This window comes from Caulobacter sp. GW821-FHT09H08 (genome assembly GCF_059415885.1).
In genome coordinates this window covers 1-25,765 of sequence record NZ_JBWKOC010000006.1, presented here as the reverse complement: position 1 = coordinate 25,765, position 25,765 = coordinate 1, and the positions used below count along the sequence as shown (strand labels likewise).

Annotated in this window: 21 protein-coding genes, 1 tRNA gene, 1 rRNA gene and 2 pseudogenes; 11 read left to right on the top strand and 14 right to left on the bottom strand. The window is 67.4% G+C overall.

Translation table 11 applies throughout. The annotated features are described in order from the left end of the window. Positions 1-66 precede the first annotated feature (66 nt). Positions 67-624, bottom strand: a complete 558-nt coding sequence (locus tag AC07NN_RS20080) for a demethoxyubiquinone hydroxylase family protein (RefSeq protein WP_494645079.1) — start codon at positions 622-624, stop codon at positions 67-69. A 250-nt stretch (positions 625-874) separates the two neighbouring features. Here AC07NN_RS20080 and AC07NN_RS20075 point away from each other — a divergent pair, with 250 nt between their 5' ends. From AC07NN_RS20075 to AC07NN_RS20050, 6 genes are read left to right on the top strand one after another with little or no spacing between them, the layout of a single operon-like run. Next, positions 875-2,122, top strand: a complete 1,248-nt coding sequence (locus AC07NN_RS20075) for an allantoate amidohydrolase (protein WP_494645909.1) — start codon at positions 875-877, stop codon at positions 2,120-2,122. Beyond that, positions 2,119-3,339, top strand: a complete 1,221-nt coding sequence (locus AC07NN_RS20070; protein ID WP_494645077.1) for a pyridoxal-phosphate-dependent aminotransferase family protein — start codon at positions 2,119-2,121, stop codon at positions 3,337-3,339. The genes AC07NN_RS20075 and AC07NN_RS20070 overlap by 4 nt, the downstream gene beginning before the upstream one ends. Then, positions 3,336-4,250: an allantoinase PuuE gene (gene puuE / locus AC07NN_RS20065; protein WP_494645075.1), complete on the top strand. Its 915-nt coding sequence runs from the start codon at positions 3,336-3,338 to the stop codon at positions 4,248-4,250. The genes AC07NN_RS20070 and puuE overlap by 4 nt, the downstream gene beginning before the upstream one ends. Beyond that, positions 4,247-4,771, top strand: a complete 525-nt coding sequence (gene uraD / locus AC07NN_RS20060) for a 2-oxo-4-hydroxy-4-carboxy-5-ureidoimidazoline decarboxylase (protein WP_494645073.1) — start codon at positions 4,247-4,249, stop codon at positions 4,769-4,771. Before puuE ends, uraD begins: the two co-directional genes overlap by 4 nt. After that, the gene (locus tag AC07NN_RS20055) at positions 4,771-5,958 is read left to right on the top strand and encodes a urate hydroxylase PuuD (RefSeq protein WP_494645071.1); all 1,188 of its coding nucleotides are present in this window, start codon (positions 4,771-4,773) and stop codon (positions 5,956-5,958) included. The genes uraD and AC07NN_RS20055 overlap by 1 nt, the downstream gene beginning before the upstream one ends. Next, positions 5,955-6,632, top strand: coding sequence for a TetR/AcrR family transcriptional regulator (locus AC07NN_RS20050; protein WP_494645069.1), 678 nt, complete (start codon positions 5,955-5,957; stop codon positions 6,630-6,632). The genes AC07NN_RS20055 and AC07NN_RS20050 overlap by 4 nt, the downstream gene beginning before the upstream one ends. A 9-nt stretch (positions 6,633-6,641) precedes the next feature. Here AC07NN_RS20050 and AC07NN_RS20045 read toward each other — a convergent pair. From AC07NN_RS20045 to AC07NN_RS20030, 4 genes and pseudogenes are all read right to left on the bottom strand, one after another. Then, positions 6,642-6,727, bottom strand: a pseudogene (locus tag AC07NN_RS20045) (hypothetical protein); the annotation flags it as partial. Between the two features lie 17 nt (positions 6,728-6,744). Next, a complete protein-coding gene (locus tag AC07NN_RS20040; protein WP_494645067.1) occupies positions 6,745-7,452 on the bottom strand; it encodes a YceI family protein in 708 nt (235 codons plus the stop codon). A 136-nt stretch (positions 7,453-7,588) separates the two neighbouring features. Then, entirely contained in the window at positions 7,589-10,945 is a 3,357-nt protein-coding gene (locus AC07NN_RS20035; RefSeq protein ID WP_494645065.1) for a beta strand repeat-containing protein, read from the bottom strand. Between the two features lie 131 nt (positions 10,946-11,076). Then, complete coding sequence (locus AC07NN_RS20030) at positions 11,077-12,024, bottom strand: acetamidase/formamidase family protein (RefSeq protein WP_494645063.1); 948 nt, start codon at positions 12,022-12,024, stop codon at positions 11,077-11,079. A gap of 221 nt (positions 12,025-12,245) precedes the next feature. On the opposite strand from AC07NN_RS20030, the gene AC07NN_RS20025 reads away from it, so the two are divergent. The 4 genes from AC07NN_RS20025 to AC07NN_RS20010 are packed head-to-tail and all read left to right on the top strand — an operon-like array spanning position 12,246 to position 15,231. Then, a complete protein-coding gene (locus AC07NN_RS20025; RefSeq protein ID WP_494645059.1) occupies positions 12,246-12,464 on the top strand; it encodes a hypothetical protein in 219 nt (72 codons plus the stop codon). Further along, positions 12,461-13,843 carry an AtzE family amidohydrolase gene (locus AC07NN_RS20020; protein ID WP_494645057.1) on the top strand — a complete coding sequence of 461 codons (1,383 nt, stop codon included), beginning with the start codon at positions 12,461-12,463 and terminating at the stop codon, positions 13,841-13,843. The genes AC07NN_RS20025 and AC07NN_RS20020 overlap by 4 nt, the downstream gene beginning before the upstream one ends. Continuing rightward, positions 13,840-14,256, top strand: coding sequence for an oxalurate catabolism protein HpxZ (gene hpxZ, locus AC07NN_RS20015; protein ID WP_494645055.1), 417 nt, complete (start codon positions 13,840-13,842; stop codon positions 14,254-14,256). Before AC07NN_RS20020 ends, hpxZ begins: the two co-directional genes overlap by 4 nt. Before the next feature lie 3 nt (positions 14,257-14,259). Then, a complete protein-coding gene (locus AC07NN_RS20010; protein ID WP_494645907.1) occupies positions 14,260-15,231 on the top strand; it encodes a nucleoside hydrolase in 972 nt (323 codons plus the stop codon). 114 nt (positions 15,232-15,345) lie between these two features. Here the strand turns inward: AC07NN_RS20010 and guaD are convergent, their stop codons facing one another. From guaD to uraH, 5 genes are read right to left on the bottom strand one after another with little or no spacing between them, the layout of a single operon-like run. Beyond that, entirely contained in the window at positions 15,346-16,632 is a 1,287-nt protein-coding gene (gene guaD / locus AC07NN_RS20005; RefSeq protein WP_494645053.1) for a guanine deaminase, read from the bottom strand. After that, a complete protein-coding gene (xdhC, locus tag AC07NN_RS20000; RefSeq protein WP_494645051.1) occupies positions 16,619-17,635 on the bottom strand; it encodes a xanthine dehydrogenase accessory protein XdhC in 1,017 nt (338 codons plus the stop codon). Before xdhC ends, guaD begins: the two co-directional genes overlap by 14 nt. Continuing rightward, positions 17,628-19,982, bottom strand: coding sequence for a xanthine dehydrogenase molybdopterin binding subunit (xdhB, locus tag AC07NN_RS19995; RefSeq protein WP_494645049.1), 2,355 nt, complete (start codon positions 19,980-19,982; stop codon positions 17,628-17,630). The genes xdhC and xdhB overlap by 8 nt, the downstream gene beginning before the upstream one ends. Next, positions 19,975-21,411: a xanthine dehydrogenase small subunit gene (gene xdhA, locus AC07NN_RS19990; protein ID WP_494645047.1), complete on the bottom strand. Its 1,437-nt coding sequence runs from the start codon at positions 21,409-21,411 to the stop codon at positions 19,975-19,977. The genes xdhB and xdhA overlap by 8 nt, the downstream gene beginning before the upstream one ends. Continuing rightward, entirely contained in the window at positions 21,411-21,758 is a 348-nt protein-coding gene (gene uraH / locus AC07NN_RS19985; RefSeq protein WP_494645045.1) for a hydroxyisourate hydrolase, read from the bottom strand. The genes xdhA and uraH overlap by 1 nt, the downstream gene beginning before the upstream one ends. Before the next feature lie 335 nt (positions 21,759-22,093). Between uraH and AC07NN_RS19980 the strand changes: the two genes are divergently transcribed. Further along, positions 22,094-24,379, top strand: a complete 2,286-nt coding sequence (locus AC07NN_RS19980) for an NADP-dependent malic enzyme (RefSeq protein ID WP_494645043.1) — start codon at positions 22,094-22,096, stop codon at positions 24,377-24,379. Between the two features lie 214 nt (positions 24,380-24,593). Here AC07NN_RS19980 and AC07NN_RS19975 read toward each other — a convergent pair whose 3' ends face one another. From AC07NN_RS19975 to rrf, 4 genes and pseudogenes are all read right to left on the bottom strand, one after another. Then, positions 24,594-24,788, bottom strand: coding sequence for a cold-shock protein (locus tag AC07NN_RS19975; protein WP_035017693.1), 195 nt, complete (start codon positions 24,786-24,788; stop codon positions 24,594-24,596). A gap of 144 nt (positions 24,789-24,932) precedes the next feature. Beyond that, a pseudogene (locus AC07NN_RS19970) lies at positions 24,933-25,136 on the bottom strand (cold-shock protein); the annotation flags it as partial. A 247-nt stretch (positions 25,137-25,383) separates the two neighbouring features. Then, positions 25,384-25,460: transfer RNA gene (locus AC07NN_RS19965), tRNA-Met, on the bottom strand. Positions 25,461-25,523: 63 nt separating this feature from the next. Then, positions 25,524-25,638 (bottom strand): 5S ribosomal RNA (rrf, locus tag AC07NN_RS19960). Positions 25,639-25,765 lie beyond the last annotated feature (127 nt).

The following is a 25,765-nucleotide window of genomic DNA, read 5'->3' as shown; positions in this document are numbered from 1 at the left end:
TTATTTCCTCCCAACGCTTGACTTGGGCCGCGCCGGAAACCCCGGCGCGGCCTTTTCTTTTGGGCGTCAAGCAGCGCTGCGGAGCTCGCCCGCAAGACGCACGGAGTCTCCGCGTGTCGACATCCAGATCAGGGTCTCGGTCGCCGCCACGATCGCTCCATCCAACAGCCGAGTCAGTGGATTGACGACGCCGCGTGAAGCCTGAGCGAAACGCAGGTGCGCTAGTTCCTGGGCCTGGATGTCGCGGATCACTGTCGACATTTCAGGATCGCTGGAACCCAGGAAAGCCAGTTGATCGTCTAGGTGCCGATGGACTGTCCTTTCGACCGCCTCGGTGCAGACCAGGATGGCCTTGCGCCCCAAGAGGCCTGTAACCGCGCCCAACACAGCGCCGCCGACCGACCAGATCCACATCAGGCGACACGGCTTGGCGCCGCGCGCCGGCATCAGGGTCCGAAACTTCACCAGGTGTTCGCGCTCGTGCTCGAGCGTGTGGTTGAGGAAGGGCAGCAGATCAGGCGCTCGCAACCGCGCCAAGGCGATCTGGACGCCATAGATGCGGATAGCTCCATGCTCGCCGCCGTGGTTCACTCTCAGGATCCTGGCGGGGATGGTGCGGTTCATGGGCGCCTCGGCTCGCCCGATGGTAGAGCGACGCCGGATCCCCTGACAAGCTGCCTCTCGCCGATCACAAGTAAGTAGATTATGACTTAGCTGCAGGCGCCGCCGATCGCGGATGGCGCTTGTCGAGGCGCCGGTGCGCGAAAGACGGCGCACGGGCGGTTGCGGGGCAAGGCTTTCGGGTCTCTCCTGCTACCGCTGAAGTCTCGCGAACGATGCGGAGGTCGAATCGAAGGTGGCGGTAGCGGGCGACATCGGAGGCTTGCTTGGCGTTCGGGCGAAGGCGCGCTGCGACCTGCTGGGCGTCGCGCCCTACAGCGAGGTCGAGGGACAGCTGACGCGGCGGTTCCTGACGCCGGCGCACGCGGCCGCCCTCTCCGCGCTGGAAGGCTGGATGATCCACGCCGGCATGACCGTGCGCCGCGACGCCGCCGCCAACCTGATCGGCCGCTACGAGGGCGAGACGCCGGACGCCAAGGCCCTGATCATCGGCTCGCACATCGACAGCGTCCGCAACGGCGGGCGCTATGACGGCCCGCTCGGGATCATGCTGGGCATCGACGTGGTCGAGGCGCTGCATGTCGCCGACCGCCGCCTGCCCTTCGCCATCGAAGTGGTGGCGTTCGGCGACGAAGAAGGCTCGCGCTTTCCAGCCTCGATGAGCTGCAGCCGAGCCATCGCCGGGACGCTGGACGCCACCGCTCTGGAGATGAAGGACGCCGAGGGCGTCACCGTCGCCGAGGCGCTGACCGCGTTCGGCGGCGATCCCGAGGCCATCGCCAGCGCCGCGCGGAAGCCCGCGGATGTCCTGGCCTTCCTGGAGGCCCACATCGAACAGGGCCCCGTCCTCGAAGCCGAGGGCCTGGCGCTGGGCGTGGTCACCGCCATCGCGGCGCAAAAGCGGCTGATGGTGAAGATCATCGGCGCCGCCGGCCACGCCGGCACGACGCCGATGAATCTGCGCAGGGACCCCGGTCCCGCCGCCGCCGAGTGCATGCTGGCCCTGGAGCGGATCTGCCGGGCCGGAACCGATGGCCTCGTGGGCACCGTCGGCCGCATGACCGCCCTGCCCGGCGCGTTCAACGTCATCCCCGGCGCGGTCGAATATTCGATGGATATTCGCGCCGAGACCTCTGCGACGCGCGACACCGCCGTCGATGCGATCTGCACGGAAATCTACGCCATCGTCGCCGCGCGAGGCCTCAAGGCCGAGATCCACCTGATGCAGGCCCTGGCCGAAAGCCCCTGCGATCCGTCGCTGATGGGGTTTCTGGACGAGGCGCTCGCCGACCTTTCGCTGCCGGCTCGCCGCCTGCCCTCGGGCGCCGGCCACGACGCCATGGTGATGGCCGACCTCTGCCCCGTCGCAATGCTGTTCATCCGCTGCGAGGGCGGCATCAGCCACAACCCGGCCGAGGCCGTCACCGAGGCCGACTGCGCCCTGGCGGCTCAGGCCATGCTCCATTTCATCGACAAGCTAGAACGACGCGAACGCGCATGACTGAAGTCTTCAAAGAACTCGATCACCCCGCCCGCCTGCTAATGGGACCCGGCCCGATCAACGTGCATCCGCGCGTGCTGCGGGCCATGTCAGTGCAACTGCTGGGCCAGTTCGATCCCGAGTTCACGGGCTACATGAACGAAGTCATGAGCCTCTATCGCGGCGTGTTCGAGACCCAGAACCGCTGGACCTTCCTGATCGACGGCACCTCGCGCGCCGGGATCGAGGCGGCGCTGGTCTCGACGCTCTCACCCGGCGACGATGTGGTGGTGGTCAATGCCGGCCGCTTCGGCCTGCTGCTGGCCGAGATCGCCGAGCGCTGCGACGCCAAGGTCACCTTCGTCGAGGGCGAATGGGGCAAGGTCGTCGATCCTCAGGCCGTCGAGGACGCCGTGGCTCGCGTGAAGCCGCGCCTGGTCGCCTGCGTGCACGGCGACACCTCGACCACCATCGCCCAGCCCATTGAGGCCATCGGCGAGATCTGCCGGCGCCACGATGCCCTGCTCTATGTCGACGCCACCGCCACGCTAGGCGGCATGAGCGTGCCGACCGATGCCTGGCAGGCCGACATCGTCACCGCCGGCCTGCAGAAGTGCATGGGCGGCCCCTCGGGCTCGGCCCCTATCACCATCAGCGACCGCGCCGCCGACCACATCTTCGGTCGCCGCCATGTCGAGAAGGGCCTCGCCGGGCCTGGCATGAGCGGCAATGGCCGCCGCATCGCCTCCAACTACTTCGATCTGGCGATGATCATGGATTACTGGTCCGACAAGCGCCTGAACCACCACACCGAGGCGGCCAGCATGCTGTTCGCGGCGCGGGAGTGCGCCCGGATCGTGCTGGAGGAAGGTCTCGAAGCCCGCTTCGCCCGCCACGCTCAAGCTGGCGCGGCGATGGTCGCCGGGATCGAGGCGCTCGGGCTCCAGGTCTATGGCGACCAGGCCCACAAGATGACCAACGTGACCGGCGTGATCGCCCCGAGCGGCGTCGACTACGACCGGGTGAAAGCCCGCATGCGCACCGAGTTCGAGATCGAGATCGGCGCGGCGTTCGGTCCTCTCGCCGGCAAGATCTGGCGCATCGGCACCATGGGCGTGAACGCCCGCAAGCACGCGGTGCTTCAGACCTTGGCCGGGCTGGAAGCCGTGCTGCGTTGGGAAGGCTTCGGCGCCCCGGCCGGCGCAGGCGTCGACGCGGCGGCGAAGGTTTTCGAATGAGCTATCCGAGAGATCTCATCGGTTACGGCGAGCACCCGCCCCAGGCGCAATGGCCGAACGGCGCCCGCGTGGCCGTGCAGTTCGTGCTGAACTACGAGGAAGGCGCCGAGCGCTCGATCCTGCATGGCGACCCCGTCAGCGAGTTCTTCCTGTCGGAGATGGTCGGCGCCCAGCCCATCCAGGGCATGCGCAACATGTCGATGGAAAGCCTCTACGAGTACGGCTCGCGCGCCGGGTTCTGGCGCATCCGGCGGCTGTTCGAGGAATACCAACTGCCGCTGACCGTATTCGGCGTCGCCCAGGCCATGGAGCGCCACCCGGACGCCGTCGAGGCGATGATGACGTCCGGCTGGGAGATCGCCAGCCACGGCTATCGCTGGATCGACTATCAGCACTTCACGCCCGACCAGGAGTTGGAGCACATCCAGCAGGCCATAGACATCCAGAAGCGCCTGACCGGCGAGCGGCCCCTCGGCTGGTACCAGGGCCGCACCAGCCCCAACACCGCCCGCCTAGTCGCCCAGGAAGGCGGCTTCGTCTACGACGCCGACAGCTATGCCGACGATCTTCCGTACTGGGACGACCAGCATGGCCGCGCCCAGCTGATCGTGCCCTACACCCTGGAAGCCAACGACATGCGCTTCACGGCGGCCCAAGGGTTCAACACCGGCGAGCAGTTCTTCACCTACCTGCGCGACGCCTTCGACGCTCTCTATCTGGAGGGCGAGACCGCGCCGAAGATGATGAGCATCGGCCTGCACTGCCGCGTGGTCGGCAAGCCCGGCCGCATCGGCGCGCTGCGGCGGTTCCTGGAGCACATTATCCGCCACGACCGTGTCTGGGTGGCCAAGCGCATCGACATCGCGCGGCACTGGATCGCGACCCATCCGTACGCGGGAGAAACAGCATGAGCGGCGCTCCTCCCCTGACCCTGGCGCGCTTGAACAGCATGAACCAGACCGGCTTCACCACCGCCCTGGGGTTCGCCTTCGAGCTCTCCCCCTGGGTGGTCGAGCGCGCCTGGGGCGAGCGGCCATTCGCCAGCGTCGAGGCCATGCACGACGACATGATGGCCGTGCTGAACGCCTCGACCACCGCCGACAAGCTGGCCCTGATCCGCGCCCATCCCGAACTGGCCGGCAAGGCCGCGATCGCCAAGGCGCTGACCGCCGAGAGCAACGCCGAACAGGCCAGCGCCGGCCTCGACAGGCTGACGCCCGAGGAGTTCGCGCGCTTCCACCAACTGAACGCGGCCTACAACGCGCGCTTCGGCTTCCCCTTCATCATCGCCGTGCGCCTGAACGACAAGGCCTCGATCCTCCGGGCCATGGAGGCTCGCGCCGACAACGACGAGACGACCGAGATCGCCGAGGCGATCAAGCAGATCGGCCTGATCTCCAAGCTCCGGCTGCTCGACGCGGTGACCGCCTGATGGACTACGATTTCGCCGCCTGGATCGGCATGGCGCTACGCTGGCTGCACGTGGTCGCCGGCGTGGCCTGGATCGGCGCGTCCTTCTACTTCGTCTGGCTGGACAACAATCTGCGCGACCCAAATCCGCCGAAGGACGGCGTGAAGGGTGAGCTGTGGGCCGTGCACGGCGGCGGCTTCTACCACTCGCAGAAGTACCTGAACGCCCCGGCCCACATGCCCGAGCACCTGCACTGGTTCAAATGGGAGGCCTACACCACCTGGCTTTCCGGCTTCGCCCTGCTGACGGTGCTCTACTATGTCGGCGCGCCCATCTTTCTGATCGACACGGCCAAGCACGCGTTCACGCAAGCCGAAGCGATCGGCGTCGGCCTGGCCTTCATCTTCGGCGGCCTTCTGGTCTACGAGGCCCTGTGCCGCTCGCCGCTGGGCAAGAACGGTAAGTTATTCGGCGTGCTCTGGTTCTCGGCCCTGACGGCGGCGACCTGGGCGCTGACCCAGCTCTTCACCGATCGCGGCGCCTTCATCCACGTGGGCGCGATCATCGGCACCTGCATGGTCGGGAACGTCTTCCTGATCATCATCCCCAACCAGCGCAAGATCGTCGCCGACATGCTGGCCGGCCGGCCCGTCGATCCGCGCCTGGGAGCGATGGGCAAGCAGCGCTCGGTGCACAACACCCACATGACCCTGCCGGTCATCTTCATCATGATCAGCAACCACTATCCGGCCGTCTCGGGTCATCCGAAGGCCTGGCTGCTGCTGGCCATGATCAGCGCCGGCGCGATCGCGATCCGCTACTTCTTCATCCAGCGCCATTTCGGCAAGATCCGGCACGAGTTCCTGTTCTACGGGGCGATGCTGATCTTCGGCGCGACGGCGATCGCCTCGATCAAGCCCAAGGACAAGGTCGAGGTCTCGGGCCAGGTCCCCTTCGCCACCGCCCAGGCCATCGTCCAGAAACACTGCGTCGCCTGCCACAGCGCCAAGCCGACCCACGCCGGCTTCTCGGCTGCGCCGCTGGGCGCGACCTTCGACACGCCGGAACATATTCGCACCTATGCGCCGAAAATCAGCGAGCGCGCGGTCGCCTCGACCAGCATGCCCCTTGGCAACGAGACCGGCATGACCGAAGAGGAGCGCGCCCAGCTGGGCGCCTGGATCAAGCAGGGGGCCAATATCCCGTGACGACCGACGCCGTCCTGGACGCGAACAAGACCGACGCAGAGAACGCGCCCCGAAAGCGCAACGCCGAGCGTACGCGCAAGGCGATCCTCGCCGCGGCCCTGAAGGAGTTCGCCCAGGCCGGCTTCGCCGGGGCCCGGATCGAGAAGATCGTCAAGGCCGCCAAGTGCAACATCCGGATGCTGTACCACTACTTCGGGGACAAGAAGGGCCTGTACATGGCCGTCCTCGAGAACGCGTACATGGACCTGCGGGCCCGCGAGGCCGAGCTGAAGATCGACTTCGACAAGCCGCTCGAGGGCTTCCTCGAACTGCAGAAATTCACCTTCGACTATTTCGAGAAGAACCCGCGCTTCGAGGGCCTGCTGCGCAACGAGAACCTTCAGCACGGCAAGTTCGCCTCGCAGTCCAAGGTCGTCACCGAAACGGCCTTTCCGTTGCGCCGGACTATCGAGAAGCTGATCGAGAGCGGCCAGCGCCAGAAGATCTTCGGCGCCAATCTCGACCCGGTGCAGATCTACGTGACCATCGCGGCCATGAGCCGCTTCCACCTGGCCAACGGCTATTCGCTGTCGGCGACCCTGGACACCGACATGAGCGCCCCCGAGTGGCGCCGGGCGCGCCTGGATCACGCCCTGGCCTTGCTCGAAGGCTACCTGACGCGCGGCGCGCGGTGAGCGACCGAAACCTCGCCCTTCGACAAGCTCAGGGTGAGGTTTCTACTGAAGCGCCTGGAATAGTCCTCATCCTGAGCCTGTCGAAGGGCGAGGACGGGCCCTTGGAGCTTGCCTAGTGACCGCTGGCTGGCGCGGGGGCGTTGGCCAGCGGCGGACCGCTGAACTCGGCCTCGATCTGGACCTGGACCTCGTCGCTGACGCCCATGGTCGTGCCCGGCGCCGGCACGCCGTAGGCGATGCCGAAGTCGGAGCGCTTGAACATCCCCTTGGCCGAGAAGCCGATGCGGGCGTTCGGGTCCTGGGGATGGCCCGGATAGCCGCCGTTATAGGTCACATCCAGCGTCACCGGCTTGGTGACGCCGTGCAGGGTGAGGTCGCCGGTCACCTTGCCGGTGTCGGGCCCGGTCGTCTCGACCTTGGTCGACTTGAAGGTGATGGTCGGATAGGTCCCGGTGTTCAGCCATTGCGTCCCGACCAGCTCTTCCTTGAAGCCTTCGGGCGGCGCCGGCAGCGTCAGCGAGCGCGGATCGATCGTCGCCTCCAGCGAACTGGCCCCGGCGTTGTTCTGGTCGAACTTCAGCTTGGCGTCGAAGTCGGCGAAGGCGGCCGTGTAGTTCGAGAAGCCTAGGTGGCTGACCCGGAACACCAGCGTGGCGTGGTGCTTGTCCAGCGTGTAATCGCCGGCCGGGATATCGGCCTTCGGCGGCTTGAGGGCGGTCACCGCCGGCGCGGCGACGGGCGCCTCGGCCTTGGTCTCGGCGGGCTGGGGCGAACAGGCGGCCAGCGCCAGCAAGGCGACGGCGGGCAACAACGATCTCATACGCTTCCCTCCATGGGTCGGACCCATCCTTCGTTGGACAGGCTCCGCACGCCTCGCGGAGGGGTCACATCCCTACGCCGACGAGATGTCAACGTAGGGATGGGGTGGTGGTTGCGGGCGGGGCGGCTAGGCGCCCTTAGAAGAAGTTGTCGATGCTGACCGTCCCGACCGAGACGCCTTGCAGCTTGATGATGTTCTCGATCCCGGGCGCGTTGGCGGCGACGTTCTGGCCGGCGAAGATGTAGACGTCCGCCCCGACCTGGAAGGCCATGTACAGCTGGTTGTAGGCGGCCGCCTTGAGCAACGTGCTGGCCGTGGACAGGGCCGACGCGAAGTCGCTCGCGGTGTAGCTGCCGAAGCTGATCGGCAGACTCTTGCCCGTGAAGCGGATCTCGTCGTTGCTCTGGAAGTCCATGATGACATCCACGCCGGCGCCCGTCGTCGCGTCGGCGGGCGCGGAGTCGCCAACGGCGAACACGAAGGTGTCCGAGCCGGCGCCGCCCCACAGCTTGTCCGCGCCCCGACCTCCGGTCAGCACGTCGGCGCCGTCGGAGCAGGACAGCGTGTCGGCGCCGTCGCCACCAAGCAGCGTGTCGTTGCCACCAAACCCGATGATGAAGTTGTCGCCGGCGTCGCCCGTGATCTTGTCGCTGGCGAGCGTGCCGATGACGTTCTCGATCGAACTGACCGTGGCGGTCACGCCCGCCGCGATCTGTTGCTTGCCCGAGAGCGACAGGTCCAGCGTGATCCCGTCAAGGAAGTCCAGTCCGCGATTGACGAACTGGAGCGTGTCGACGCCCTCGCCGCCGAGGATCACCTTATCGCCGGCCAAGTTGTTGAAGTAGAACCGGTCATCACCGGCGCCGCCCTCGCCTCGGTTGTCTCCCAGGCCAAACTCGATGGTGTCCTTGCCATCGCCGCCCAGCATGACCGTCCCGGTCGAGGCGATGGTCGGCTGGTCCACGACATAGGCCGACAGGTAATCGTCGCCCGCGCCGCCTTCGAGCTGATCGGCCCCGCCATAGCCATTCAGATTGTCGTTACCCGCCCCGCCCTTGAGCAGGTTGGCGCCTGACGATCCGTAGATGATGTCGTCGTAGTTCGAACCGATCACGTTCTCGATGGAGATCAGGGTGTCGTGGCCACGGTCGCTGACCAGGCTTTGATAACCCATCCAGAGATGCACCTGCACACCGGTGTTCAGGCCATCGTTCAGGTAGCTCACCGTGTCGATGCCGGCGCCGCCGTCGATATAGTCGTCGCCCGCGCCGCCGATGAACAGGTTGTCCTTCGCATCGCCGGTCAGAGTGTCGTTGTAGGCCGTTCCCCGCACGCCTTCGATCGAGATCAGCGTGTCGGTTCCGAGCAGACCGTTCGACTGCACGCTGTTGCGCAGGTCGACAGTCACCCCGGCCGTGAAGCCGATTTCCGCATAGCTGACGATGTCGAACCCAGCCCCGCCGTCGAGCGTGTCGTTGCCTGCCGAGCCGCGCAGTTCATTGTCACCCGCATTGCCCTTCAGAAGATCGTTGCCCAGACCACCGACCAGGTTTTCGACGTTCTTGATGTCGAGGAACTGGCCTTGACCGACATCCTGCCTACCGCTGAGCGACAGATCGATCTTCAGGTCAGGCGCTACCGTTCCGTAGAAATCGTTCATGTTCAGGGTGTCGACGCCGACGCCGCCATCGATCATCACGGTTCCGACCATGTTCGCCCAGTGCGCCACGCCGAAAACGTCGTCGCCCTCGCCGCCATCCAGCGTCGCCGCCGACTTGCTGGTCACCAAGAGGTCATTGCCGGCGCCGCCGAAAAGCGAGTCCTTGGAAATCCCGTCGAAAGAGGCCACGAGAAAGTCATCCCCGAAGCCGCCATTCAGCACGTCGTTACCGCCAACGGCGTTGAGCGCGTCATCGCCGCCCCCGCCGTCCAGGCGGTTCACAGTGGCATTGCCAGTGATAATATCGTTGCCAAAGGAACCGACCACGTTCTCGATCGATATGAGCGTGTCACCATCGTTTCCGTTGACACTCGACTGGGCGGATTGGCTCAGGTTGATAGCCACGCCGACGCCGCCATTGTTGGCATAGCTGACCGTATCGGAGCCCGCGCCGCCATCGAGGGTGTCGACGCCCGCGCCGCCGTCCAGCACGTTGTCCTTGGCGTCCCCCGTCAGGCGGTCGTTGCCGCTGCCCCCGGTGAGATTCTCGACGTTCTGCACGACGAAGTGCACGCCGGGCGCCACGAGTTGATCGCCGGTGATCTTCAGATCGAGCGTGATGTTGTAGCCCGACGAGAACGCCAACTCGTCGACGCCCGCGCCGCCGTCCACGATCGTGGCGTCGCCTTCGCTGCCCGGGCCCGTCCAGACGATCGCCAGATCGTTGCCGTCGCCGCCCAGCAGCATGTCGCCGGGTTTGCGGAAGCTGCCCCGCAGGATGTCGTTGCCGTCGCCGCCGTCCAGCACGTCATGGCCGTCGATGCCGAAGATGACGTCGTTGCCCGCGTCGCCGAACAGGTAGTTCTCGGCGGCGTTGCCGACGATGTAGTCGTTGAAGGCCGACCCCATCGCCGCCTCGACCGAGATGATCGTGTCGACGCCGTCGGGGATCGGGATCTGCGGCGCCGGGGCGTTCTGCAGGTTGATGGTCACGCCGACAGCGCTGAACGAGTAGTCGATCGTATCCCAGCCGTCGCCGCCGTCGATGGTGTTGACGCCATTGCCGCCCGACAGGTGGTCGTCGCCCGCGCCGCCGAAGAGCTTGTCGTTGCCGTCCGCGCCCCAGAGGTAGTTGTCCTTGGCGTCGCCGGTCAGCACGTCATTGAACTTCGAGCCGTACAGATGCTCGATGCCGGTCAGCAGGTCCTTGCCCGCGCCGCCAGTGTCCTGCGCGGCGCCCGACTTGGTCAGGTCGACCGCGACGCCAGCCGTGGCGTTTTCATAGGACGACCAGTCCCAGCCCGCGCCGCCCTTGACGGTGTCGTCGCCCGCGCCGCCGACCAGGTAGTCGTCGCCGTCGCCGCCGTCGAGCGTGTCGGTCCCGGTGTCGCCCCACAGGGTGTCGTCGCCCTTGCCGCCGGTCAGCGAGTCGTTGCCGGCGTCGCCGACCATCATGTTGTTGTCGGCGTTGCCGATCAGCACGTCGTTGAAGGCCGAGCCGTAGACGTGCTCGATGCCGACCAGCTTGTCCGTGCCGCCGCCGCCCGTGTTCTGCGCATTGGTGTTGTTGAGGTCGATCTTCACCGCCGCGGTGGCGTCCTCGTAGGCCGCCCAGTCGCCGCCCGCGCCGCCGTCCAGGGTGTCGTTGCCCGCGCCGCCGAGGAGGTAGTCCTCGCCGTCGACGCCTTGCAGGAGGTCGTTGCCCGAATGCCCGGCCAGGACGTCGTCACCCGCGCCGCCCTTGAGGGTGTCGTTGCCGCCGAAGCCGTAGATGACGTCGTCGCCCGCGCCGCCCGTCAGGGCGTTGGCGCCATCGCTACCTTGCAAATCCATCGTCGGGCTCCACGGCCAAGCTGCAACCGCAGCGAGACCTAGAGGTTGTGGCGCTCGACCAGAACGTCATTCATCCAGCAAGGGAAAATTAAGGATAAACGCGCTCCCGCCGCCCGCGAAAGCGTGCCGTTTCAGAACAGCAAGCCTTTGCGCAGCAAGGCGTGCACACCCTTCTCGCCGTTCACCGTCTGGGTCACGCGGAAGTCCACGGCCAGGGAGCAGAACTGGTAAGCCTGGACGCGCGTCAGGGTGGAACGGGCGACGATGAAGTCGATCGTCTGGCGCAGCGCCTGCTTCATCGCCAGGTCCAGATCCTCGTTGAAGCCCATCAGGATGTAGTGGGTCGAGGTCTCGGCGCGCGGCCAGGCGAAGCCTTCGGCCTGCTTGTGCACCACGAAGGTGAAGGTCCCCGTCAGGCCCATCTCCAGCGCGTTGACGCAGACCTCGCCATCGCCCTGGCGACCGTGGCCATCGCCGACCGAGAAGTTCGCGCCCGGAACCCAGACCGGCAGGTAGAGGGTCGAGCCGGCGACCAGCTCCTTGTTGTCCATGTTGCCGCCGTGCTCGCGCGGCTCGCGGCTGGAGAGGCGGCCGTACTTCGCCGGCGGCGCGACGCCCATGGTGCCGAAGAACGGCGCCAGCGGCAGTTCGGGTCCCCACTCCGGCTTGCAGGTCCCGCGCGCGGCGTCGACGGCGATATGGCTGACATAGCGGTCGGGGAAATCCTCGGGCAGCGTGCCCGCCAGCGGCCGCACCGCGCAGTAGCCCCAATCGTTGTTGGGCTCGATCGCCTCGATGCGGACCTCCAGCATGTCCCCCGGCTCGGCGCCGGCGATGGCGACTGGGCCGGTGAGGATGTGCGGACCGATGCGCGCCGGGTTGCTGTCGTGGATCGCCTGCAGCGCCGGTGGGATGGCGTAGGGTGAACCGGGCTGCGGCATCACCTCGACACCGCCCGAGACGCACTCGAAGGTGACGCTGTCGCCCGGGTTCACCGTCAGCACGGGATCGAACGCCGCATCGAACATGCCGAAGCGGACGGTGTCAGGAGTCGAAGCCAGTCGGTGATGCGCCATCAAGTAAGTCCTTCCTTACAAGTGCATCTCGCGCCGTTCGGAGACGCGACAGAAGGGCTGGCGGGCTTCGCGATGCACGTTCGCCGGCGCCTGCTCGTCAGGCAGGCGATCGCGCCTTCGGATGGCGCGGGCTTGAGCGGAATACGGTTCCGGACCAAGCAGGACTGGCGCGGTCGGCGAACCCGGGTGTATGAAGTTTTTTCTTACTTATGGAGTCAGCCGCCATGGCGCTTGATGCCGAGACAGCAGCCTTCCTGGCCCTCGATGATTTCGAGCTGGCGGCCTGGACGCCGTCTCGCGCGGCTGACAAGGGGCTGGACCTGCCCTCCGCCGCCCTGCCCGGCGTGATCGAGAACGTGACCCTGCTGAGGACCCAGACAGCCCTCTTCGTCGCCGCGCTCGGCAGCCATGCCGGCGAGACCCCGGAGACGTTCCAGCCGTGAGTTTCTGCAGCGTCGTCGAGATCGCCGGCGAGGTCCGCGCCGGCCGCGTCACCGCACGCGCAGTCACCGAGGCCACCCTCTCGCGCATCGAACGCCTGGACGGCGGGATCAACGCCTTCACCGCCGTGACGGCCGACCGGGCCCTGGCCGCCGCCGACGCAGTGGATGCCGGTCACGTCACCGGTCCGCTGGCCGGTGTCCCCTTCGCCGTGAAGAACCTGTTCGACGTAGAAGGCCTGCCGACCCTGGCCGGCTCGAAGATCCGTCGCGACGCCGCGCCGCCCGCTCACGACGCGACGCTGGTCCAGCGCCTGACCGCCGCCGGCGCCATCCTGGTCGGCGCGCTGAACATGGACGAGTTCGCCTACGGCTTCGTCACGGAGAACGCCCACGACGGGCCGGTGCGCAATCCGCATGATCCCACGCGCATCGCCGGCGGCTCGTCGGGCGGTTCGGCGGCGGCCGTGGCGGCTGGCCTCGTGCCCCTGACCCTGGGCTCGGACACCAACGGCTCGATCCGTATCCCGGCTAGCCTGTGCGGCGTGTTCGGTCTGAAGCCCACCTATGGCCGCCTGTCGCGCCAGGGCGTCTTCCCGTTCGTCGAGAGCCTGGACCACGTCGGCCCATTCGCGCGGTCGGTCGAGGACCTGGCCCTGGCGTATGACGTCCTTCAAGGCCCCGATCCAACCGGCGACGCGATCTGCATCCGCGAGGCCGAACCACTGTCCGCCCGCCTGGACGAGCTGGCCGAACGTCCCTTGGGTGTCGGCGTTCTGCGCGGCTGGTTCCAGCAAGGCGCGTTCCCGGACGTGCTGAACGCCCTGGGACGCGCCGCCAAGGGACTGAACGCTATCGACCTCGTCGATCTGCCCGGCGCCCAGGCCGCGCGCGCCGCCGCATTCTGCCTGACCGCCTTCGAGGGCGGTGAGCTGCACCACGCTGATCTTGTCCAGCGCGCCATGGACTATGACCCCGCCGTCCGCGACCGCCTGCTGGCCGGCGCCCTGCTGCCCGAGGGCGTGCACAAGGCCGCCCAGCGCTATCGCACCGTCTTCCGCGACGAGGTCCGCGAAGCCTTCCAGCGCTATGACATCCTGCTGGCCCCATCGTCGGTCTGCCCCGCGCCGCCGATCGGCCAGGCGACCATGGAGATGGACGGCGTGCCGGTCTCGGTCCGCAAGAACCTCGGCGCCTTCACCCAGCCGATCAGCTATATCGGCCTGCCCGTCGTGGCCGCGCCGCTGAACAGGCCCGGCGAACTGCCGATCGGCGTGCAGATCATCGCTCCGGCCTGGCGCGAGGACCTGGCCTTCGCCGCCGCCCTGCGCCTGCAGCGCGCCGGCGTCGTGGCCGCCCATCCCCCGAAAGGCGCCCTATGATCGTCAACGACCCTACCGTGCTGGCCGAGGTCACCACCCTGGTCGACGCCTATGAAGTCGCGCTGATGAGCAACGACGTCGAAGCCCTGGACGGCGCGTTCTGGAACTCGGCCCATACGGTGCGCCTGGGCGTTGCCGAGAACCTGTGGAGCTTCGACGAGATCGCCGCCTTCCGCGTCGGCCGGGCCGGCGGCTCGCCGCCGCGCACGCGACTGCGAACGGAGATCACGACCTTTGGCGCGGACTTCGCCGTCGCCAATGTCGAGTTCCGCCGCGACGACAGCGGCAAGATCGGCCGCCAGAGCCAGACCTGGATCCGCACCGCCGACGGCTGGAAAGTCGCCTCGGCCCATGTTTCGTTGATGCAGGGCGGGGCCGACCAGCGCCTCGCTCCACAAGAAGAAAAGCGCTAGAGCCTGCACATGACGACCAAGATTATCTTCGACACCGACCCCGGCATCGACGACGCGATGGCCCTGCTGTTCATCGAGGCGAGCCCCGCCCTCGAGCTGATCGCGGTGACGACCATCTTCGGCAATTCCGACATCGAGACCACGACGCGCAACGCGCTGTACCTGAAGGACCGCTTCGGCCTGAAGGCGCCGGTCTACAAGGGCGCGAGCAAGCCGCTGACCCGCCCGCGCAACCCCTCGCCGACCTTCGTGCACGGCGAGAACGGACTGGGCGATGTCGAGCTGACGGGCCTGGTTCCGGCCCAGCCCGAAGCCAAGCCGGCCCACCAGGCGATCATCGATCTGGCCCGCCAGTATCCGGGCGAGGTCGTCCTCTGCGCCGTCGGTCCCCTGACCAACCTGGCCCTGGCGCTGCAGGCCGATCCGGAAGTCGCGACCTTGCTGAAGTCCGTCGTCATTATGGGCGGCGCGTTCGGCGTGGCCGGCAAGCCGGGCAACGTCACCCCGGTCGCCGAGGCCAATATCTGGAACGATCCGGAAGCCGCCGACCAGGTCTTCACCGCCCCTTGGAACCTGACCGCCGTCAGCCTGGACGTGACGACCCAGGTGGTGATGTCGCCTGAGTATATGGAAGCCCTCGCGGCCGGCGGTTCCGACGTCGGCGTGTTCCTGAACGAGATCTCCAAGCCCTACGCGGCCTTCTACGGCGGCCGCGATGGCATCGTCGGCTGCTGCGTTCACGACGCGGCGGCGGTGGCGTTCGTGATCGATCCGACGCTGTTCGAGGTGCGCCGTGGGGCCGTGCGGGTGGTGACCGAGGGGATTACCCTGGGCCAGACCTGCCAGAGCCCTGAGGGCGAGCTGTTCGGGCCGTCGGCTTGGGATGACATGCCGGTGCAGGCGGCGACGGTGGCCGTCGACGGTGATCGTCTGCTTAAGCTCTACGCCGACACGATGAAGGCGGCGCACGGGTAACTTCCCCCACCTGACCTCGCTTCGCGAGGTCGTCCGCCTCCAAAGGCGGGCGGACGCTTCCCTCTTCCCCCTTCGGGGGAGGAGCGCGAAGCGCGGAGGGGGCAAGTCCTCGGACTACCCCCGCCTATACCGCTCCACGCCGGCCAGATACGTCCGCGCCACCGCCCGATCGTCCCCCAGAACCGTCAGCGCGAAGAGCTTGTTCTCCAGGCTCTTCGTCTCGGCTAGCCGCCGCTTCAGCAGCGGCGTAGCGGCCAGGTCCAGCACCACGAAGTCGGCCTCCTTGCCCGGCGCGAAATTCCCGATCTTGTCGGCCAGATCCAGCGCCCGCGCCCCGCCTAGCGTGGCGAGATACAGCGCCTGGAACGGATCCAGCGCGTCGCCGCGCAACTGCCCAACCTTGTAGGCCTCGCCCAGCGTATGGAGGATCGAAAAGGTCGTGCCGGCGCCCACGTCCGTGCCCATTCCGACCTTCACGCCATGCGCGCAAGCCTCCTCCAACGGAAACAGGCCCGAGCCCAGGAACAGGTTCGAGGTCGGACAGAACGCCACCGCCCCGTCCTTGGCCGCCAGGCGCTGGAACGCCTCGCCCTTCAGGTGGACGCAGTGGGCGAAGACCGAGCGTTTCCGCAGCAGGCCGAAGCGGTCGTAGACGTCCAGATAGTCCCGGGCCGCAGGGAATAGCCGAGCCGTTTCCTTGATCTCGTGGACGTTCTCGGAGAGGTGGGTCTGCATCCAGACGTCCGGATGCTGGGCCAGCACCTCGCCGGCCATGGCCAGCTGTTCGTCGCTGCAGCTGATCGCGAAGCGCGGGGTGACGGCGTAGCCCAGCCGCCCCTTGCCGTGCCACTCGGCGATCAGGGCTTCCATGTCGGCGCGGCTGCTCTCGACCGTGTCGGTCAGGCCGTCGGGCGCGTTGCGGTCCATCAGCGACTTGCCGGCGATCAGGCGCATGTCGCGGTCGAAGGCTTCGGCGAACAACGCGTCGACCGAGACCTTGTGCACCGAGCCGAACACCAGGGCCGTCGTCGTGCCGTTGCGCAGCAGTTCGTCGATGAAGAAGGCCGCCGTATCCGCCGCGTGCTTGGGATCGGCGAAGGCCTTCTCCGCCGGGAAGGTGTGCTGCTCCAGCCAGTCCAGCAGTTGCTTGCCGTGGGCCGCGATGATGTCGACCTGCGGGAAGTGGATGTGGGTGTCGATGAAGCCCGGCGTGATCAGGTGGCCGGTCAGGTCCACGACCGCCGTCTCGCCCAGCCAGGGCGTCAGTTCCTCATAGGCCCCGCACGCGACCACGCGGCCGTCCTCGACCAGCAGCAGGCCGTCGTCGTGGAAGGCGACCGCCTCCGGATTCTTCGCGGGATCATCCAGCAGGTGGAGGATCGACGCCCTAAAGGCTTGCACTGGCGATACTCTCGTCGTTACGGGCGCGCGCGGCTTCCTGGCGCATCAGCAGGTCCGCCGCCACCGAGACCGCGATCACCTCCGGCGCCTTGCTCTTCAGATGCGGCAGGCCGATGGGACAGGTCAGACGGGTCAGCACGGCCTCCGAGAAACCATCGTCACGTAACCGGCTCATGAAACGGGCGCGCTTGGTCTTCGAACCGATGACGCCGAAATAGGAAAAGCCGCCGCCGGCGAGACCCGCCGAGACCAGCGCGTAGTCCAGGGCGTGGTCGTGGGTCAGCACCAGGCCATAGGCGTCAGCGCCCGCGCCCATGGCCTTGGCGGCGACTTCGGCCGGCTCCAGCACGGTGACGCCGGGGATGTCGGCGGTCTCGGGACGGGTGTCGAACCAGGAGAGACGGAACGGCAGCGGCTCGAAGGCGCGCGCGATGGCCTGACCGACATGGCCGGCGCCGAACAGCAGCAGCGGCGGACGGGGCGCATCGGCGCGCTCGACCATCACGTCGCCCTGCTCGGGCCGCGCGCCGCGCGCGGTGGCGGGATTGTCGCCGAACGAGACGGCCGCCCCCTCGGCGTCGCTGGCCATGATCGGCGCGACCACCTTGGTCAACAGGCCAGGATCGAAGCGGGTGCGGACCTCGAACGGCTGGGCCGCATCCATGCGCTTGGCGGCCTCGGTCAACCAGTCGCGGCTGTTGTCGTTCAGGCGCTCCAGGAACAGCCGCACGCGGCCGCCGCAGCACTGGGCCAGCAGCGGGCCCAGCGGATAGTCCTGGATCGCGAAATGGGCCTGGCCGCCGTCCAGCATCCGCCGCGCCTGGTCGGCCACGCGGTACTCCAGATTGCCGCCACCGATGGTGCCGTCCTGGCCGCCCCGCCAGACGACCATCTTGGTCCCGGCCTCGCGCGGAGCCGAGCCCTCGGTAGCGAGGACGGTGACGAGGGCGGCCTCGTCGTGGGCGTCTAGGCGAGCTAGAGCGGCGCGGGCCCAGTTACGCATGGGCGCGCCTCCGCACATCCTCGCACGCCATCAGGATCGCCTCCGGCGTCGCCGGCGCATCGAGCTGGGGGAAGACCTTGTGGTCGCCGACGCTGGCCACCGCGTGGTTGATCGCGCTGTGCACCGAGATCGCCAGCATCAGCGGCGGCTCACCGACGGCCTTGGAGCGATGCACGGTAGCCTCGACATTGCGCCCGGCCTTCCAGAGGCGAACATCCAGGTGCGCCGGGCGGTCGCCGCAGGTCGGGATCTTGTAGGTCGACGGCGCGTGGGTCCGCAGGCGGCCCTGGGCGTCAAACACCAGCTCCTCGGTCGTCAACCAGCCCATGCCCTGGACGAAGCCGCCCTCGATCTGACCCAGGTCAATGGCCGGGTTCAGCGACTTGCCGACGTCGTGCAGGATGTCAGCCCGGGTGACCTTCATCTCGCCGGTCAAGGTGTCGATCAGCACTTCGCTGCAGGCCGCGCCATAGGCGAAGTAGTAGAACGGCCGGCCCGTGTGGGTCGCGCGGTCGTAGTGGATCTTGGGCGTGGCGTAGTAGCCGGTCGAGGACAGCGAGATCCGCGCCAGATAGGCCTGGCGAATGAACCAGCCGAACTCGAACGCCTCGGCCCCGACGCGGACACCGCTTGGGGTGAAGGCGATTTCGTTCGGTTCGACTCCCCACTTCTTCGCGGCGAACTCGACCAGACGGCCCTTGATGGTCTCAGCCGCATTCAGGGCCGCCATGCCGTTGAGGTCCGCGCCCGACGAGGCGGCGGTGGCCGAGGTGTTGGGCACCTTGTCGGTGACGGTCGAGGTGATCTTCACGCGGCCGATCTCGACCTGGAAGGCGTTGGCGACGATCTGGGCGATCTTGACGTTCAGCCCCTGCCCCATCTCGGTCCCGCCGTGGTTCAGCATGATCGAGCCGTCGGCATATAGATGGATCAGGGCGCCGGCCTGATTGAGGAAGGTCGTCGTGAACGATATGCCGAACTTCACCGGCGTCAGGGCGATGCCTTTCTTCAGCACCGGGCTCGTGCGGTTGAACGCCTCGATTTCACGGCGGCGGGCGTCGTAGGCGCAGGACGCGGCCAACTCGTCGATCAACTGCGGCGCGACATTGTCCTCCACCACCTGGTGGTAGGGCGTCAGGTTGCGACCCTCGCCGCCATAGAGGTTGCGGCGACGCACCTCCAGCGGATCGAGACCCGTCGCGGCGGCCACGTCGTCCATCACCCGCTCGATGGCGATCATGCCCTGCGGCCCGCCGAAACCCCGAAAGGCCGTGTTCGACACCGTGTGCGTCCGGTAGCGGTGCGAGACGATCTCGACCGCCGGCAGGAAATAGGCGTTGTCCGCATGGAACATCGCCCGGTCGTTGATCGCCATGGAGAGGTCGGTCGTCGCCCCGCAGCGCGAGGCCAGTTCCAGCGACAGCCCGGTCAGGCGGCCCTCGTCGTCGAAGCCGACGTCATAGGCGGCCTCGAAGTCATGCCGCTTGCCGGTCATGACCATGTCCTCGTCACGATCTGGACGCGCCTTGGCCGGACGACCGGTCTTCACGGCGACCAAAGCGGCGGCGGCGGCGAACAGCGAGGCTTGCGTCTCCTTGCCGCCGAAGCCGCCGCCCATGCGACGCACCTCGACGGTGACGCAGTGGTCGGGCCGGCCCAGCACGCGGGCGATCAGGTGCTGCACCTCGGTCGGGTGCTGGGTCGAGGACCAGACGTGGACGTCGCCATCCTCGCGCGGCGTCGCCAGCGCGATCTGGCCTTCGAGATAGAAGTGGTCCTGGCCGCCGATGGCGAACTTGCCCTGCACGCGGCGCAGCGAGCTCGCCAACGCGGCCTGGGCGTCGCCCCGCGCCATGCGCTGGCTGGCCTCGATCTTGAGATCCATGTCCCGCGCGGCGGCGATGTCGATGGCGGCCAGCAGGTCCTCGTACTCGACCACGGCCTTGGCGGCGGCGGCCCGAGCGGCGGCGATCGAGGTCGCGGCTACGGCGAACAGGCTTTGGCCGACGCAATAGACTTCGCCGCCAGAAACTTCACTGGCGGCGAACAGCTTGTCGTCGTGGATGACCGGGCTGACGTCGTTCTCGCCGGGGATGTCCTCGGCCGAGATCACCAGCACCACACCGGGCGCGGTCCGCACGGCAGAGAGGTCCATGCGCGTGATCTTGGCATGCGCCTTGGTGCTCATGCCGAAAGCCAGGTGCAGCAGGCCGGCCGGTTCAGGCAGGTCGTCGATATAGACCGCTGAGCCCGCCACATGCCGCGCGGCGCTGTCGTGCGGCAGCGGCGCGGCCACGCCCTGAAAGGGCGCGCTCTGAACGGGGGCAGTTGCTGCGGAGTCAGCCATGAGCGCTCTCCGGCGTGACGCGGGCTTCGACGTCCTGGCTCTCCAGGAACACCTTGCGCAGCATATTCCTCGCCGCCAGCGACCGGTAGGCCGCCGAGGCGCGCATGTCGCTCATCGGCGCGTAGTCGGTGTCGAGCGCGGCCATCGCGGCCTCGATGGTTGCTTCGTTCCAGGCTTGGCCGATCAGCGCCGCCTCGCACGCCTTGGCTCGTTTGGGCGTACCCGCCATGCCACCGAACGCGACGCGCGCATCGATGACGACGCCGCCTTCGACCGCCAGCGAGAACGCCCCGCACACGGCCGAGATGTCTTGGTCGAAGCGCTTGGACAGCTTGAAGACCTTGAAGATGCGGCCCGCATCCAGCTTCGGCGCGATCACCGCCTCGACGAACTCGCCGGGCCGACGATCCTGCTTGCCGTAGTCGAGGAAGAAGTCCTCCAGCGCCATCTCGCGGCGCTCGTCGCCCCGTCGCAGGACCAGGGTCGCCGCCGCTGCGATCAACGCTGGCGGCATGTCGCCGATCGGCGAGCCGTTGGCGATGTTGCCACCGATCGTGCCGCTGTTGCGCACCTGGGTCGAGCCCAGTCGGCGCATCATCGCGCCAAGATCGGGATAGAGTTTCGAGATCACCGCGATGGCGTCGACATAGCGAACGCCAGCGCCGATGCGCAGGCCGTCGGCCGTCTCCTCCAGCGCCTTCAGTTCGGCGACTTCGGACACGCTGATCAGGGTCGGCAGCGGCCGCCGCTGCTTGGTGACCCACAGGCCGACATCCGTCGCCCCGGCGACGATGGTCGCGTCCGGATGCGCCAGGTAGGCCTGCGCCAACTCGGCCACCGTGCGTGGCGCCAACCACGTGCGGGTGACGCCATGAATCTCGTCCTGGAAGCTGAGCTCCAGCATCGTCTCGTCGTGGACGGCCGTCAAATCGACCGCCGGCGCGACCTCGGCGCTCACACCCTTGGCCACCTCGATGATCGGGCCATAGCCGGTGCAGCGGCACAGGTTCCCGGCCAGCACTTCACCAGCCGGCGCTTCGGCGCCCTTGGCCGCGATCGCGCGACCGTACAGCGACATCACGATGCCAGGCGTGCAGAAGCCGCACTGCGAACCGTGCTTGTCGACCATCGCTTGCTGCACCGGGTGCAGCGCGCCGCCTTTCGCCAGGCTCTCGACGGTCAGCAACGCCTTGCCATGCAACATCGGCAGGAACTGGATGCAGCTGTTCACCGCCCGCCAGGCGACAGCCTCACCGTCCTGCTCGCCGACCAGCACGGTGCACGAGCCGCAGTCGCCCTCGGCGCAGCCTTCCTTGGTTCCCGTGCGCCGCATCGGGCCGCGCAGGTGCTCCAGCAGGGTCGTCGTCGGGTTCGCCCCGCGGACCTCCTGGACCTCGCCGTCGAGCAGGAAGCGGATCATCTCGCCCATCAGCTACCCCGGTAGGTGGAATAGCCGTACGGCGAGACCAACAGCGGTACATGCCAGTGCTGCTCGACGTTCGAGACGGCGAAATCGATGACCACGACGTCCAGGAACGGCGGGTCGGTGACCGGCAGGCCAGAGGCCTCGAAATACGCGCCGATCGAGAACTCCAGGCGATAGCCGCCCACTTCCAGCGCCTCGCCGGCGATAAGCCGCGCACGCCCGTCGGCGTCCGTGCGGAACTCCGCCATCGGCGTCAACGCCTCGCCCTCGCGCCGAGACACGCGCACCACGACGTCCGCCGCCGGCTTTCCGGCCGCCTGGTCGAGGATGTGTGTCGTCAGTCCGCTCATGCGCCGTCCTCAGATCTCATTGCCGAGCCGATGCTCGGGTGCTCCGGACGCCCTGTCCAGCACCTTGCCCCGTAAGGTCGCGCGGGAAGGAGAAGCGCCGAGGAAGGCGGCGCAGGGCGCCCGAAGCAGAGGCATTATATAATAGATTTATTACTTATGAGAGCTGGAATCCATCGTTCGCGCGATTGCCAATTGGTACCGGTACCAAGAAAAATCGTGTAATCCGAGGCGAAGGGTTGGAATTGCCGCGCCAACCCCGCTAGCAAGGCTTTGACGCTTCGCGCTGAGACGAAGCCTGACAGATGCGCCGCGCAGGCCGCCCAGAGGAACGATCGATGGACGAGGATTTCCGCAAAGCCGCCCTGGACTACCACCGGCTGCCGCGGCCCGGGAAACTGGCGATCGAGGCCACCAAGCGGATGGCCACCCAGCGCGACCTTGGCCTGGCCTACTCCCCGGGGGTCGCCGCTCCTTGCGAAGCCATCGCCGCCAATCCCGACACCGCCCGCGACTACACCGCGCGTGGCAACCTGGTGGCCGTGATCTCGAACGGCACCGCCGTGCTGGGCCTGGGCAATATCGGCCCGCTGGCCAGCAAGCCGGTGATGGAGGGCAAAGCCGTCCTCTTCAAGAAGTTCGCCGGCATCGATGTGTTCGACATCGAGGTCGACGCCGAGGACCCGGACCGCTTCATCGAGGTGGTGGCTGCACTAGAGCCCACCTTTGGCGGCATCAATCTCGAGGACATCAAGGCCCCCGAGTGCTTCGTCATCGAGCGCAAGCTGCGCGAGCGGATGAACATCCCGGTCTTCCACGACGACCAGCACGGCACCGCCATCGTCTGCGCCGCGGCCGTCCGCAACGCCCTGCTCGTCCAGGGCAAGACGCTGAAGGACGTCAAGCTGGTCACTTCGGGCGCCGGCGCGGCCGCCCTGGCCTGCGTCGATCTGCTGGTCTCGATGGGCCTGCCGGTCGAGAACGTGACGCTGACCGACATCAAGGGCGTCGTCTACGCCGGTCGCGACGACGACATGCTCGACAACATGGCTCGCTATGCGCGCCAGACCGACGCCCGCACCCTGGCCGAGGTGATCCCCGGCGCGGACATCTTCCTGGGCCTCTCGGCGCCGCGCGTCTTCAAGGCCGAATGGCTGCCGCTGCTGGCGCCCAATCCGCTGATCCTGGCTATGGCCAATCCCGAGCCGGAGATCCTGCCCGAGCTGGTCCAGGCTGCCCGACCCGACGCCATCATGGCCACCGGCCGCAGCGACTATGCCAACCAGGTCAACAACGTCCTCTGCTTCCCGTTCATCTTCCGCGGTGCGCTGGACGTCGGGGCCAGCGAGATCAACGAAGCGATGAAAGTCGCTGCCGTCGAGGCCATCGCCGAGCTTGCCCGCGCCGAAGCTTCCGAGGTCGTCGCCTCGGCCTATGGCGGCGTCGCTCCGATGTTCGGCCCGCAGTACATCATCCCCAAGCCCTTCGATCCGCGCCTGATCCTGCAGATCGCCCCGGCCGTGGCCAAGGCGGCCATGGACAGCGGCGTGGCCACCCGGCCGATCGCCGACTTCGACGCCTATCGCGCCGAGCTGGAGCTGTTCGTCTACCGCTCGGGCCAACTGATGCGGCCGGTGTTCGAGCGGGCCCGCAAGGCCCCGGTCAAGGTCGCCTATGCCGAGGCCGAGGACGAGCGCGTGCTGCGCGCCGTCCAGACCGTGGTCGACGAAGGCCTGGCCCTCCCCGTCCTGGTCGGCCGCCGCTCGGTGATCAAGGCCAAGATCGAGGAACTGGGCCTGCGCCTGGGCGGCGACCTGGTCGAGATCGTCGACCCCCAGGCCGATAAGGAACTGTTCGCGCCGCTGATCGCCGACTATCAGCGCTTGGTCGGCCGGCGCGGCGTGCCGCCGACGGCCGCCGAGCGCCGCGTCGAGGGCCGCCGCACGGTGGCCGCCTCGATGCTGCTGGCGTCGGGCTATGTCGAGGCCGCCCTGGTCGGCGGCAGCGGTGACTGGTGGCAGCACATGACCTACGCCCTGCCGATCATCCCGCGCCGGGAGAACGTCAGCCGCGTCTACGCCATGTCGACCCTGATCCTCGACAACGGCACGCTGTTCTTCTGCGACACCCACGTGAACGTGGATCCGACCGCCGAGCAGGTGGCCGAGTGCACCCAGCTGGCCGCCGAGGCCGTTCGCCGTTTCGGCGTGACGCCCAAGGCCGCCCTGCTTTCGCACTCCTCGTTCGGGGCCAGCAACTCGCCGACCGCCCGCAAGATGCGCGAGGCCCTGGCCTTGCTGCGCGAGCAGGCGCCGGATCTCGAGGTCGACGGCGAAATGCACGCCGACGCCGCCCTCAGCCAGCACCTGCGCGATCGCCTGGTCGCCGACAGCCCGCTGAAGGGCTCGGCCAACCTGCTGGTCATGCCGACCCTGGACGCGGCCAATATCGGCCTGACGCTGCTCAGCGCCGCCACGGAAAGCCTGCTGGTCGGTCCGGTGCTGCTGGGCATGTCCAGGCCGCTGCACGTGCTGGTGCCCAGCGTCACGGCCCGCGGCATCGTCAACCTGACGGCCCTGGCGGTAAACCAGGCCGCTTCGGAGCGGGCCCGCCTGGAGGCCTAGCGCTTTCACGAAGCCCCTCGCCCGAACGCAGAAAGCCCCGCGACGTGTGAGCGTCGGCGGGGCTTTTTCTTTAGCGTTAGAGGGCTTTCAGGCGACTTGGACCGCCTATCCAGAATGCCGAAAGGCCCCGTCCGACACCTCAGCGTCGGCGGAGCCCTTCAAAAGTCTCTGAAAAGGCCGTCCCTCCGGGGCGGCCCCTTCGCTTCGCGTCCTCTTAGAGGATGCGCAGGTTGCCGGCCGAGGTCTTGCCCGAGCGGCGGTCCTGTTCGAGTTCGTAACCGACTTGCTGGCCTTCGTTCAGGCCGCGCAGACCGGCGCGCTCGACAGCCGAGATGTGCACGAAGACGTCGCCGCCGCCGTTGTCCGGCTGGATGAAGCCGAAGCCCTTGGTGGTGTTGAACCACTTCACGACGCCGGTGCCGCTTTCGCCGGTGCCGCCCGAGAAGCCGCCGCCGCCGGCGCCGCCGCGCGGGCCGTCGAAGCTACGCGGGGGACGAGGACCACGGGCGCCAGCGCCACCGCCGCCACCGGCCGGAACGGCGCCATGGCCGGTCACGCGCAGTTGGCCGGCCGAGGTCTTGCCCGAGCGACGATCTTCTTCCAGCTCGTAGTTGACTTGATCACCTTCGTTCAGGCCCGCCAGGCCCGAGCGTTCAACCGCGGCGATGTGGACGAACACGTCCTGGCCGCCGTCCTCGGGCTGAATGAAACCAAAGCCCTTGGCCGGGTTGAACCACTTAACGACACCGTTCGCCATATTATCCTCAAACACCTCAATCGACGGGCTGATAGTCGGCCCGCGTCCTTCCGACGGAAGTCATGACGCAAAACCGCGCCACGCGCTATGGGCTTTGAACGGAGAATCTTGGCTGGAGGGCGGCGAAAGTCAGAAAAATTCGCGTTTGGCGCAGCGAGCGTTGCCAAAATGCCGCTATAAGTTGCGCGCCAAGATAACAAAAAACCCTGCCGCACACGGACAGGGTGAATACTACGACCTTGGGCCTTGGGTGCGGGGACAGGATTTGAACCTGTGACCTTCAGGTTATGAGCCTGACGAGCTACCGGGCTGCTCCACCCCGCGTCAGGGTGTTGGTGTATTGTGTTGGCAGGGTTTGGACTTGTTGGTTTGATATCCTTTTGGCGGACCTGGCGGCGACCTACTCTCCCGCGCCTTGAGACGAAGTACCATTGGCCCAGGGGGACTTAACGACCGAGTTCGGAATGGGATCGGGTGGGGAACCCCCGGCAAAGCCACCAGGTCAGCGAAAAGGATATCACTCTCCCCGACGGACTTGCGTCCGTTGGGATGAGGATTGTGAAGAAGACATCAGTGTCCGAAGTAGAGCCATGCGTTGCATGGGTTTGACTGAAGAACGATCAAGCCTA